The sequence below is a fragment of the Methylobacterium sp. XJLW genome, assembly GCF_003254375.1.
In the GTDB taxonomy this organism is placed as follows: domain Bacteria; phylum Pseudomonadota; class Alphaproteobacteria; order Rhizobiales; family Beijerinckiaceae; genus Methylobacterium; species Methylobacterium fujisawaense.
The window spans coordinates 3,035,943-3,048,053 of sequence record NZ_CP016429.1 but is presented as its reverse complement, the minus strand read 5'-3'; the positions used below and the strand labels follow the sequence as shown (position 1 = coordinate 3,048,053).

Below are 12,111 nucleotides of genomic sequence, written 5' to 3'. Positions count from 1 at the left end.
GGGCGCGGCGGTCTCGGCCTGACGGCTCAGAATTTCCCGCCGAGGCCGACGCTGCCGCCGGGCGACAGCATCGGACCCATTGCGCCGCTGCTGCCACTGCCACCGACCGCCGCATTGCCGCCGTCGAGATCCTCGCGCCGGATCCGGCGCTCCCCGCTATCGGCGGTGCGGGTCGCCCCGCCGGCGGTCTTCGGGATCGCCAGCTGCTTCGTCGGAGCGGTCTGGAGCGGCTGACCATCGGCATCGACCGCAGCATTGCGCGGCTCGCGGTTCGGCAGAGATCCGCGCAGCGAGGGCGGCAGGCCGACCTCTGTCGCGGGCATCACGCCGCCGCCGCCACCGAGCGCCTGGCAGCCGGCCACGAGGCCGGCCAGGGCAGCGCCGAGCGCAAGGCCGCGCGCTGCGGCGCATCTCGACGTGGGGAGGGTCGACATCGTGTGGTCCTCGACAGTGGCCGCGGTGCCGTCCGCGGCTCGCATGGGCTTATAAGCGGTTGTCTACGCCGGGGATGCGGCGAAAACCAGACAGTGCCGTCGCGCCCCCGGTCATCATCGCTGTATCCTTTGTGGCAGACCGCCGAAGCGCGCGGTTCGCGTCTTGCTGTCTGGCCGCTGCGGTCCATAACTTCGCCCAGGTCCTGCGGCATGACGCCATCCGCAGGCGGGGTCCAGCCGGCGGCGGACCCGGAACCGGCCGATACGGTCGTGGACGCGCCGGCGCGCCGGTGCAGCCCGGCCCTTCCTCAGAGGACGAAGCGTGTTCAGAACCAACCGGATGATCGCGGCCGTGACGCTCGCCCTCTGGGCGTCGGGGGCTGCGGCGCAGGTGAGCGGCAGCGAGGGTGCGGCCGGGCAGGCAGCGCCGCACGCACCGGCCACGCCTCCGTCCGCGACTCCGGCTCCCGCGCCGGCTCCGGCGCCAACTCCGACACCGCCGACTTCTCCGCCCGCGGCGGCGCCGGCCGCACCGCCGGCCGCCGGGACTTCGCCGCCTTCCACGACCCAGGCGCAGCAGCAGGGAACACCGGCCACGGTCCTCGACACGCAGGATTACGAGAGCCTGCTCGGTCGCAGCGTGCGCAGCGCCGGCGGCGACGAACTGGGGCGCGTCATCGACATCATCATCGACAAGGAAGGCCATCCCAGGGCCGCCATCATCGATTTCGGCGGCTTTCTCGGGGTCGGAACCCGCAAGATCGCAGTGGATTGGCGCGCCCTGCGCTTCACGCCGGACGGCGGCAAGGAGCGCAAGCTCTCGGTCGCGCTGACCCGAAACCAAGTCCGCGTGTCACCGGAATACAAGGCCGGGGAGCCGATCGTGGTTCTCGGGCCCGCCAGCCCCGCCGCGCCGGCGGCGGAGGGCGAGCAGGCGACCACGCCGCCGGCCAATCCGGCGCCGGGCTCGGCGGCACCGTCGCAACCGGCCCCCGCCGCGGCGGCTCCGACCTCGCCCGCTCCGGGCAGTGCGGCCTCGGGCGCGGCGGCGCCGGCCGCGACCGCGCCCGCCCGCCCTCCGGAGAAGGCACCGGATAAGTGACGGTGGCCCGGTCGAAGGCCCGAACCGCCGCCACTCCGCGCGAACGTGAGCTGTCCCGTCAGGACATCCGCTCCCGTCCGGGCCGCCTGAAGGATCCGGCGGGCGAAGCCGCGCGCGCGTCGGCGGTTCCTGCCGCACAGGGGGGACGCGTGATCTCGGCAACGAGCCGCTACGGCCTAGATGCCTTCGCGTTCTTCGTGGCCAACCTGCAGACCGGGTTCGGCCCTTTCCTGGCCGTCTACTTCTCCCAGGCGAAATGGACCCAATCCGACATCGGGTTCGCCCTGACAGTGGGGAGCCTCGTGGCGCTGCTGGGCCAGGTCCCGGGCGGCGCCTTCGTCGACGTCGTGCGCTCGAAGCGCTTCGCCGCTGCCGTGGCGGTGATCGGGATCGCCGGCAGCGCCTTCGCGCTGGCGGTCTGGCCGAGCTTCCTGATCGTACTCCTGGCAATGGCACTGCACTCGGCCGCGAGCTGCGTGCTCACACCGGCCATCGCGGCGATCAGCATCGGACTCGTCGGGCGTGCCCACGCTGGCGAGCGTCTCGGCCGCAATGCCAGCTTCGCGGCCCTCGGCAACGCCCTCGGCGCGGCCGGGATGGGCGCCATCGGATATTACCTGTCGAACGGCGCCGTCTTCTACCTCACCGCCGCCCTCGGCATCCCGACGGTGATCGCGCTGGCGCGCATCCGCGCCCAAGACATCGATTCCAACGTGTTCAAGGAGCCGGCCACGGCGCAGGCGGCGCCGTCGACCGGCAAGGACAGCATCCGCGCCCTGCTGACCAATCGGAGCCTCCTGTGCTTCGCGGCCTGCATGGTGCTGTTCTTCCTCGCCAACGCCGCGATGCTGCCCCTGGTCGGCAGCGTCCTGACCCTGCGGGCGAGCGAGACCGCCACCGCGCTGGTCGCCGCCTGCATCATGGTCCCGCAGGCGGTGCTGGCGGTCAGCGCCCCTGCGGTCGGCCGGGCCGCCGAGCGCTTCGGCCGCTACCCGGTGCTGCTGTTCGGATTCGGCGCCCTGCCGGTCCGGGGCCTGCTGCTCGCCTACACGACCAACCCCTACGGTCTCGTCGCCATCCAGGTGCTGGACGGCATCTCGGCGTCGGTGCTGGGCGTGATGGTGCCGCTGATCGTGTCGGATCTCACCCGTGGCACCGGCCGCTTCAACCTCGCCCTCGGCGCGGTCGGCACGGCCATGGGCATCGGCGCCGCCCTCTCGACCTCGCTTGCCGGCATCATGGCCGACCATCTCGGCAGCCACAGCGCCTTCCTGGGGCTCGCGATCGTGGGGTTCGCGGCTTTCATGCTGGTGGCGCTGATCATGCCGGAGACGCGTCCGACGGAGCACACGGCCTGACCGGCCGCGGCATCGGATTCGCAAGGGTGGTTCCGCGCCGCTCAAGCGACGTTCAGGTTCTGCGGATAAAAGCGCACGGAAGGTGCGGGCCGGTGAAACATATGGCAACGCTCTCGCGTTGCCGCTGCGGGTCAGACTGCGCCCGCTCTGCACGCCGCCTCAGCCCGTAAGCCAAAGCCGCGCGAATACGGAATGGTCACCGCGATGGAAGAGCTGCACCGATACGCCGACAGGCCCTTCGCCTTCGTCGCGCGGTATCTCCGCCGCCGCTGGCTGCCGCACTTGGTCATCCTGATCTCCGTGCTCGGCGCCGTCGGCTTCTCGGTCTCCACCGATTACGCCCTCAAGGGCGTGGTCGACGCGCTGACGAAGGGGCCCGGCCCGGGCAACACGGTCGTCTGGAGCGCGCTCGCGGTCCTGGTCGCCTTCATCGCCGCCGACAACATGCTCTGGCGCGTGGCGGCGCTGACCGGCGCCTTCACCTTCGTGGGGATCACCGGCGACATCCGGCGCGACCTGTTCCGGCACATGACCGGCCATTCCCCGACCTTCTTCTCCGACCGCCAGCCGGGCACCCTGGCGTCGCGCATCACGGCGACCTCGAACGCGATCTTCACGGTCGAGAACATGTTCGTGTTCAACGTGATGCCGCCGACGGTCGCGGCCTTCGGGTCGATCGCCTACATCGCCACCGTCAACCTCACCATGGCGGGCATCCTGGCGGGCGTGTTCGCGGCCGTCGTCGTGCTGATGTTCAAGATGGCCTCGGCCGGCAAGCCGCTGCACCACGACTTCGCCGCCAAGGCCGCCAGCGTCGACGGCGAGATGGTCGATCTCGTCGGCAACATGTCGCTCGTGCGCGCCTTCTCGGCCTTCAAGCGCGAGGGGCAGCGCTTCGAGGGCACCATCGCGACCGAGATGCGGGCGCGGCGCTCGTCGCTCCTCTACCTCGAGAAGCTGCGCATCGTGCACGCGGTGCTGACCGTGCTTGCCGTGTTCGGCCTGCTCTATTGGGCGATCCAGATGTGGGAGGCCGGACAGGCAACGAACGGTCAGGTCGTGCTGGTCTGCACGCTCGGCATCCGCATCCTGGCGGCCACCCGCGACCTCGCGGTCGCGCTGGTCGATGCGACCCAGCACACCGCCCGGCTGGCCGAGGCCCTGCACACCCTGCTTCAGCCCCACGATCTCGTGGATCATCCGGAAGCGCAGCCGCTCACCGGCCAAGGCGCCAAGATCGAGTTCGAGCACGTCGCCTTCAGCTATCCGGACGGGCGCCCCGTCTTCACGGATTTCGACCTCGTCATCGAGCCGGGCCAGCGCGTCGGTCTGGTGGGCCGGTCCGGCGGCGGCAAGTCGACCCTGTTCTCGCTGATTCAGCGCTTCTACGACGTGCAGAGTGGCGCCATCCGCATCAACGGCCAGAACGTCGAGCGGGTCACCCAGGAATCCCTGCGCGAGGCGATCACCGTGGTGCCGCAGGACGTCTCGATGTTCCACCGCAGCTTGCGGGAGAACATCCGCTACGGCCGGCCCGAGGCGACGGACGAGGAGGTCTGGCAGGCCGCCGAGGCCGCGCATTGCACCGACTTCATCAAGGCCCTTCCCGAAGGCTTCGACACGATCGTCGGCGACCGCGGCGTGAAGCTCTCGGGCGGCCAGCGTCAGCGGATCGCCATCGCCCGGGCGATCCTGAAGAACTCGCCGATCCTGCTGCTCGACGAGGCCACCTCGGCGCTGGACGCGGAATCCGAGCAGGCGATCCGTCAGGCCCTCGCCAACCTGATGAAGGGCCGGACCGTCATCGCGATCGCGCACCGCCTCTCGACGCTGCAGGATTTCGACCGGATCGTCGTGCTCGACGGCGGCCGCATCGCGCAGGACGGCTCGCCCGACAAGCTGACCCATCTCGACGGCTTCTTCCGGGAGCTGATGAAGAAGGAATCCATGGCGATGGCCCTCGCCGCCGCCTGACTTCGCCCCCGTGGACCCGTCCCGGCATCGCCGCGCCGGGACGGCGGCGCAGTTCCGCCGCTCCGGTTTTCACGCCCGATCGGCACTGGTAGATCATCGGCCCGCCGGACCGGACCTTGCATCGCCTGGACGTCGCGAACCGGCCCGGTTCCGACGCGTCTCGATGCCCGAGCCCCACTGTGCCTGACCTTGCCCTCGTCATCCGGGAAATCTCCGAGGAGATGGCCCAGCGCTCCGATCGGGGGGCGGTCGCGGATTACATTCCCGAACTCGCGCGGGTGGATCCCGGTCAGTTCGGCATGGCGGTGATCGATGCTGCGGGACGCGTCTTCGCCGGGGGCGACAGCGAGACGCCCTTCTCGATCCAGAGCGTGTCGAAGGTCTTCACCCTCACCCTCGCCCTCGGCATGGTCGGCGACCGGCTGTGGAAACGGGTCGGCCGCGAGCCTTCGGGCAACCCGTTCAACTCCATCGTCCAGCTGGAGCGGGAGCGCGGCGTGCCGCGCAATCCGTTCATCAATGCGGGCGCCATCGCGGTCACCGACGTGATCCTCTCGGGCCACGAGCCCCGCGAGGCGCTGGGCGAGATCCTGCGCTTCATGCAGTTCCTGGCCCAGGATTCGAGCATCGCGATCGACGAGACCGTGGCGGCCTCGGAGAAGCGCACGGGTTTCCGCAACACCGCGCTCGCCAACTACATGAAGTCCTTCGGCGTCATCGACAATCCGGTCGACTACACGCTCGGCGTCTACTTCCACCACTGCGCCATCGCGATGAACTGCCGCCAGCTCGCACGCGCCGGCCGGTTCCTGGCACATAACGGCATCAACCCGTCGACCGGCCATTCGGTGGTCTCGGCGGAGCGCGCGCGCCGCATCAACGCGATCATGCTGACCTGCGGCCACTACGACGGGTCGGGCGAGTTCGCCTATCGCGTGGGCCTGCCGGGCAAGAGCGGAGTCGGCGGCAGCATCCTGGCGATCGCACCCGGCAAGGCCTCCATCGCCGTCTGGTCGCCCGGTCTCGACGCGGCGGGCAATTCCCATCTCGGCCGCATCGCCCTGGAGCGGCTGACGCAGCGCATGGGCTGGTCCGTCTTCGGATCCTGAGCGGGTCCCTGCCCCCCTTCCCTGCCCCCCTTCCCCTGCCCCCTTGCGCGGCGCCCACTTCCGCGGCACTGCGCCGCCGGGGCGTTGCGGCGCCGAAGCGAGACTCAGCGGCATGGCGACGAGTGTGGCGGTCCGGGCTGCCGACGACGGTCTGGATCCCGGTGCCATCCTGGCCCGTCTCGACCGGCTTCCGGCCACGCCGACGGTCTGGCGCCTCGTGGCGCTGCTCGGCCTCGGCTTCTTCTTCGAACTCTACGACCTGCTCTTCACCGGTTACGTGGCGCCCGGCCTCGTCAAGGCCGGGATCCTGACGCCGACGACCCCCGGCCTGTTCGGCGCCAGTGGTGTGGCGAGCTTCGTGGCCGCCCTCTTCACGGGCCTGTTCATCGGCACCCTCGTCTGCGGCTGGCTCGCCGACCGGTTCGGGCGCCGGGCGATCTTCACGTGGTCGCTCCTCGCCTACACCGCGGCGAACGTCGTGATGGCCTGCCAGAGCGACGCCTTCGGCCTCAACCTCTGGCGGCTCGTCGCAGGGATCGGCCTCGGCCTGGAGATGGTGACGATCGGCAGCTACCTCTCCGAACTCGTCCCGAAGGCGATCCGCGGCCGGGCTTTCGCCCTGTGCCAGGGCATCGGCTTCACGGCCGTGCCGGTGGTGGCGTTCCTCTCCTACCTGCTGATCCCGATCGCCCCCCTCGGCATCGACGGCTGGCGCTGGGTGGTGCTGATCGGCGCCTCGGCGGCGATCGTGGTCTGGTGGATGCGGGCGGGCCTTCCGGAAAGCCCGCGCTGGCTCGTCGAGCACGGGCGTCTGGCGGAAGCCGACGCGATTCTGCGGCAGCTGGAGGCGCGGATCGCGGCCGAGCATGGCGGCGCGCTGCCCGCGCCGGCCGCGGCGGAGCCGGTGCAGCCGCGCGGCGCCTTCCGCGACCTGTGGGTCCGGCCCTATCGGCGCCGGGCGCTGATGATGGCCGGATTCAACGTCTTCCAGACGGTGGGCTTCTACGGCTTCGCCAACTGGGTGCCGACCCTGCTGGTGGCCCAGGGCATCACGGTGACGTCGAGCCTCGCCTACACGGCCCTGATCGCGCTGGCCGCCCCCGTCGGCCCGCTGATCGGCCTCGCCATCGCCGACCGGTTCGAGCGCAAGCACGTCATCGTGGCCGCCGCCCTCGTCTATATCGGCTGCGGCCTCGCCTTCGCGCAGACGCGGGACGTCCCGATCATCGTGGCGCTCGGCATCGGCCTGACGCTCGCCTCGAACGTGATGTCGTACAGCTTCCACGCCTATCAGGCCGAGCTGTTCCCCACGGGCATCCGCGCCAGGGCGGTGGGCTTTGTCTATTCCTGGAGCCGCTTCTCGGCGATCTTCACGGGCTTCGTCATCGCGTTCGTCCTGCGGGAGGCCGGCACGCCGGGCGTGTTCCTGTTCATCTCGGCCGCGATGCTGGCCGCGGGCCTGCTCGTCGGGCTCCTGGGTCCGCGGACACGGGACGTCGCGCTGGAGAAGATCGCGGGGTGAGGCCCGTCACGGGCTCGGCTCCCAGGAGGCCGACTCCGTGGTAGCCTCGGGCATGGTCGCTCAGCCGAAACCCCGGATGACGGTCGACGAGTTTCTCACCTGGGCCGATGGGCAGCCGGGGCGCTTCGAGCTGGTCGATGGCGAGGTGTTCGCGATGTCGCCGGAGCGCGTTCGGCATGCCGAGGTCAAGGCTGCCACCTATCTGGCGCTCCGGTCCGCACTGAAGCAAGCGAAGAGCGCCTGCTACGCGCTGCCGGATGGCATCAGCGTTCGCGTCGATCAGGATACGGTCTTCGAGCCCGACGCCCTCGTTTACTGCGGAATGCGCGCTGACCCCGATGCGACGGAGATCACCGATCCCGTCATCGTCGTCGAGGTGTAGTCGCCGAGCACACGTTCCGTCGATTCGGGTTTGAGATTGACCCGCTACTTCAGTCTCGAGAGCGTGATCCACTATCTGATCGTGGATCCGGTCAAGCGCCTCGTCATCCATCACCGCCGCGCGCAGGGCGGCCTGATCGAGACCCGCATGGCGACCCACGAGACGCTGGACCTGACGCCGCCCGGCCTGCGCCTGCCCGTCCCGGAGCTGTTCGCCGACCGCGCGTCCGACGACGACGGAGCTTGATCCGATCCGAGGTGGATGCCACAGCGGCGCGAACGCGAATCAGGACGCCCGGATGACTGAACCTCTCGATCTCCTCGTGCTCGGCAACGCGATCGTCGACGTGATCGCACGGACGGACGATGCCTTCCTGGCGGCGCAGGGCGTCACCAAGGGTGCGATGCAGCTCATCGACGAGCCGCGGGCCGAGGCGCTGTTCGAGGCCATGGGCCCGGCCACGATCGTGTCGGGCGGCTCCGGCGCCAACACCGCGGTCGGCGCGGCCCTGCTCGGAGCCAAGACCGGCTTCGTCGGCAAGGTCCGGAACGACGAGCTCGGCGGCCTGTTCAGCCACGATCTCAAGGCGACCGGCGTCGACTTCAGCGTCCCTGCGGCGGCCGAGGGACCGGCCACCGCCCGATGCTTCGTGCTGGTGACGCCGGATGGCGAGCGCACGATGAACACCTATCTGGGCGCCTGCCAGGGACTCTCGCCCGACGATGTCGACAAGGCTCTCGTGCGTTCCGCCCGGGTCGTCTATCTCGAGGGCTACCTCTGGGATCCGCCGGCCGCCAAGGAGGCGTTCCGCAAGGCGTCCGACATCGCTCACCAGGCTGGCAACGCCGTTGCGCTGACCCTCTCGGATGCGTTCTGCGTCGGTCGCTACCGCGATGAATTCCTCGGTCTGATCCGCGACGGCACCATCGACATCCTCTTCGCCAACATCGGCGAGTTGCAGAGCCTCTTCCAGACCGACGATGCCGAGGCCGCGGTGGCGGCCCTGCGGGACGAGCGCAACGCCCGCGGCCGTCACCTGCTCGGCCTCGTGACGCGCTCGGCCGACGGTGCCCTGGTGGTGCAGGGTGGCGAGGTCCGCGCCGTCGAGGCGAGCCCGGTCCACGAGGTGGTCGACACGACGGGGGCGGGGGATCTCTTTGCGGCCGGCTTCCTGGCCGGCCACGCCCGCGGCCTCGACCACGTCACGAGCGCCCGCCTCGGCACGCTCGCGGCGGCCGAGGTCATCCAGCACATCGGCGCCCGTCCGCAGGCGGATCTCGTCGGCTTGGCCAAGGCACGCGGGCTCCTCTGAGCCGGCGCGCCGGGCGCGCGGTCGGAGGGTTGCGTCCGCTCCGATTCCGCCCGCTCAGGCCGCGCGGACGGTCGCGAGGAAGCGCGTCACCTCGTCCCTGAGATGCCCGGACCGGAGTGACAGCTCCGAGGCTGCCGTGAGAACCTGATCGGCCGCCGCTCCGGTTCCCTTCGCCGCGTCGGCGACGCCCGTGATGGTGCTGGTGACGTCAGCCGCCCCCTGGGCGGCCTGGGAGACGTTGCGGACGATCTCCTGCGTCGCGGCGCCCTGCTGCTCCACGGCGCTGGCGATCCGCGTCGCCACGGCGCTGAGTTCCTGGACTCGGCCGCCGATGCGCCCGATCGCCGAGACGGCGTCGCCGGTGGAGGACTGGATCCGGGCGACGTGGCCGCCGATCTCGTCGGTCGCCCGCGCGGTCTGACCGGCCAGCGCCTTCACCTCTGCGGCCACGACGGCGAAGCCGCGGCCCGCCGCGCCGGCCCGCGCCGCCTCGATCGTGGCGTTCAGCGCCAGGAGATTCGTCTGTTCGGCGATGGTCGAGATCAGGGTCACGACATGACCGATCTGGACCGCCGCCCCGTTCAGATCCCGAACCAAGTGCGCGGTCGCCTCCGCGTCCGCGACCGCCGACTGGGTCAGCGCCGTCGAACCCGCGACCTGGCGGCTGATCTCCTGGACGGAGACGCCGAGTTCCTCCGCCGCCGCCGCCGCGACGTTGACGGTGCTGGCCGCGAGTTCGGCCGCGCTCGCCACCCGGCCGGAGCGATCGGCGGTGTCGGCGGCCGCCTCATTCATGGCCGAGGCCGTGTCCTGCAGCGCGGCGACGGCGGCCGAGACCGTACCGATGATGCCGCCGACCGTGCCCTCGAAGGCGTCGGCGATCTGCTGCATGCCGCTCCGCCGCCGCGCCTCGGCCGCGGCGCGGGCCTGTGCCGCCTCGTGCTCGAGCGTGCGCGCGCGGATCAGGCCGTCCTTGAAGACCTGGACGGAGGCCGCCATGACCCCGACCTCGTCCTCTCGCTCGGAGCCGCCGACGGCCACGTCGAGGTTGTTGGCCGCGAGCCGACCCATGATCTCGGCCAGGGACCGGATCGGGCGGGCGACCCGCTGCCAGACCCACCAGACCGCCGCGCCGGTCATGATCGCTCCAATCACCGAGAGCGTGATGGTGACGGACCACGCCGTCCGGAACGCATCCTCGGAGCGCTGGACCGAGACGTTCGTGCCCTCGGCAGTGACCTGGGCCAGATCCGCCAGGGCATCGAAGGCGGCCACCAGAGGCGGGCGGGCCGGCGCGATGGCGTCGCGGGCCGCGTTCCGGTCGCCGCGCCTGAGCGGCGCGAGGATCGCCTCCTGCGCGACGCGGTAGACCTTCCACCGCCCCTCGAACGCGTCCCAGAGCGCGCGCTCTCGGGGCGTCATCGCGCGCACGCGATAGCTCTGGAAGGCCTCCGGGATGGTCCGATCCATCTCGACGAACTCGGCATCGAGGTCCCGGTTCTCGCCGTCGTCGGTGGCGACCACCTTGCGGATCGTCGTCGTGTGGTACCGCAGCATCAGGAATTGAATCGCGTGGAGCGTGTTGTCCTTGCGCACCCAGACGTCGCGGGTCTCCACGGCGGCGGCATTGATGGCCTGTACCTGAATCAAGCCGATGGTCGAGCTTGCGATAAACAGCAAAAAGCCGATTATCGAGGGCAGCATCAGCTTAGAAACGATACTTCTGCGAAAGCTCATCTCGGGCACCACAGAGGACTACACCGGCGCATCATGGCACACGAAGATGAAGGACAGATTTTCCGCAACCTCTACTTCGGAAGTGATTTGCGCCGCAGATCAGCGCGGAACGCATGACGCGTCGCCCGCCAAGGCCGTGCCGCGGGTCGAGCGCCGATCCAGTCGAAGGCGGGCGGCCGCGGCCCGATCAGGGCCGCAGGAGAACCTTGCCTACGGCCGCCCGCCGGGTCAGCAGGCCGAAGGCCTCCGGGAAGTCCGCCAGCGGGTAGACGCCGTGGACCTGCGCGGTGAGCTTGCCCTCGGCCACCCAGTCGAGGAGCCGACGCTGGTCGGCCCGATGCGCCTCCGGCTCGCGTTCGAGGAAGGCGCCCCAGTGGACGCCCTGCACGTCGAGTTCCTTCAGGAGCATCAGGTTCAACGGTAGCCGCGGGATCTCCCCGGCGGCGAAGCCGATGACGAGGAACCGGCCGCGCCAGCCGAGCGCCCGCAGGGCCGGCTCCGCGTAGGCATCGCCGACCGCATCGTAGACCACGTCGATCCCGCCCCCGGAGATCCGGCGCAACTCGTCCTTGAGCGTCGCGGGATCGTAGACGAGGCCGGCCTCGGCGCCGTGGGCGCGGGCGACGGCGAGCTTTTCCTCCGAGGAGGCGCAGGCGATCACCCGGGCGCCCATCAGCCGCCCCAGTTCCACGGCGGCGAGACCGACGCCCCCGGAGGCCCCGAGGACCGCCAGCCATTCGCCGGGCTGCAGGCGGGCACGGTTCGCCAGGGCATGGAGCGAGGTGCCGTAGGTGATGGTGAGCCCGGCCGCCTGCTCGTCCGGCACCGCGTCCGGCACCGGCGTGAGCCGGGCGGCGTCGAGGGCGATGAGTTCGGCGCAGCAACCGTGCCCGGCATGGACGATCACCCGGTCGCCCACGGCCACGCCCGAGGCCCCTGGCCCGAGCGCCTCGACCACGCCGACCCCCTCGCCGCCCGGCGAGAACGGCAGGGCCGGCTTCACTTGGTAGCGCCCAGCCACGATCAGCGTGTCGAAGAAGTTGAGCGCCGCGAGCCGCATCCGCACCAGGGCCTGCCCAGGACCCGGAACCGGATCGGGGCGCTCCACGATCTCCAGATGCTCCGGCCCGTCGAGCCTCGTGCACAGCAGCGCCCGCATTCCGTGTCTCCTCCCCGGCGTT

The 12,111-nt window shown here is 70.7% G+C and carries 9 protein-coding genes and 1 pseudogene; 7 read left to right on the top strand and 3 right to left on the bottom strand.

The window, feature by feature from the left end:
• Nucleotides 1-26 precede the first annotated feature (26 nt).
• Nucleotides 27-434: a hypothetical protein gene (locus tag A3862_RS14085; RefSeq protein WP_043356959.1), complete on the bottom strand. Its 408-nt coding sequence runs from the start codon at nucleotides 432-434 to the stop codon at nucleotides 27-29.
• A 340-nt stretch (nucleotides 435-774) separates the two neighbouring features.
• On the opposite strand from A3862_RS14085, the gene A3862_RS14080 reads away from it, so the two are divergent.
• From A3862_RS14080 to A3862_RS14050, 7 genes and pseudogenes are all read left to right on the top strand, one after another.
• A complete protein-coding gene (locus A3862_RS14080) occupies nucleotides 775-1,536 on the top strand; it encodes a PRC-barrel domain-containing protein (RefSeq protein WP_043758866.1) in 762 nt (253 codons plus the stop codon).
• The gene (locus tag A3862_RS14075; RefSeq protein ID WP_043381050.1) at nucleotides 1,533-2,894 is read left to right on the top strand and encodes an MFS transporter; all 1,362 of its coding nucleotides are present in this window, start codon (nucleotides 1,533-1,535) and stop codon (nucleotides 2,892-2,894) included. Before A3862_RS14080 ends, A3862_RS14075 begins: the two co-directional genes overlap by 4 nt.
• A 204-nt stretch (nucleotides 2,895-3,098) precedes the next feature.
• Nucleotides 3,099-4,868, top strand: coding sequence for an ABC transporter ATP-binding protein (locus A3862_RS14070; RefSeq protein ID WP_043381239.1), 1,770 nt, complete (start codon nucleotides 3,099-3,101; stop codon nucleotides 4,866-4,868).
• 179 nt (nucleotides 4,869-5,047) lie between these two features.
• Complete coding sequence (locus A3862_RS14065) at nucleotides 5,048-5,977, top strand: glutaminase (protein WP_043356938.1); 930 nt, start codon at nucleotides 5,048-5,050, stop codon at nucleotides 5,975-5,977.
• Between the two features lie 112 nt (nucleotides 5,978-6,089).
• Nucleotides 6,090-7,499: an MFS transporter gene (locus A3862_RS14060; protein ID WP_043356936.1), complete on the top strand. Its 1,410-nt coding sequence runs from the start codon at nucleotides 6,090-6,092 to the stop codon at nucleotides 7,497-7,499.
• A 76-nt stretch (nucleotides 7,500-7,575) separates the two neighbouring features.
• Nucleotides 7,576-8,127, top strand: a pseudogene (locus A3862_RS14055) (Uma2 family endonuclease).
• A 52-nt stretch (nucleotides 8,128-8,179) separates the two neighbouring features.
• A complete protein-coding gene (locus A3862_RS14050) occupies nucleotides 8,180-9,193 on the top strand; it encodes an adenosine kinase (RefSeq protein ID WP_043758868.1) in 1,014 nt (337 codons plus the stop codon).
• A gap of 54 nt (nucleotides 9,194-9,247) precedes the next feature.
• On the opposite strand, the gene A3862_RS14045 is transcribed toward A3862_RS14050, so the two are convergent.
• A complete protein-coding gene (locus tag A3862_RS14045; protein ID WP_043761373.1) occupies nucleotides 9,248-10,930 on the bottom strand; it encodes a methyl-accepting chemotaxis protein in 1,683 nt (560 codons plus the stop codon).
• 187 nt (nucleotides 10,931-11,117) lie between these two features.
• A complete protein-coding gene (locus A3862_RS14040; RefSeq protein ID WP_043381055.1) occupies nucleotides 11,118-12,089 on the bottom strand; it encodes an NADPH:quinone oxidoreductase family protein in 972 nt (323 codons plus the stop codon).
• Nucleotides 12,090-12,111: the final 22 nt, after the last annotated feature.

Coding starts and splice junctions, on each gene's coding strand:
- A3862_RS14085 (WP_043356959.1), bottom strand. CDS start 434: ATGTCGACCCTCCCCACGTCGAGATGCGCCGCAGCGCGCGGCCTTGCG.
- A3862_RS14080 (WP_043758866.1), top strand. CDS start 775: ATGATCGCGGCCGTGACGCTCGCCCTCTGGGCGTCGGGGGCTGCGGCG.
- A3862_RS14070 (WP_043381239.1), top strand. CDS start 3,099: ATGGAAGAGCTGCACCGATACGCCGACAGGCCCTTCGCCTTCGTCGCG.
- A3862_RS14060 (WP_043356936.1), top strand. CDS start 6,090: ATGGCGACGAGTGTGGCGGTCCGGGCTGCCGACGACGGTCTGGATCCC.
- A3862_RS14050 (WP_043758868.1), top strand. CDS start 8,180: ATGACTGAACCTCTCGATCTCCTCGTGCTCGGCAACGCGATCGTCGAC.
- A3862_RS14045 (WP_043761373.1), bottom strand. CDS start 10,930: ATGAGCTTTCGCAGAAGTATCGTTTCTAAGCTGATGCTGCCCTCGATA.
- A3862_RS14040 (WP_043381055.1), bottom strand. CDS start 12,089: ATGCGGGCGCTGCTGTGCACGAGGCTCGACGGGCCGGAGCATCTGGAG.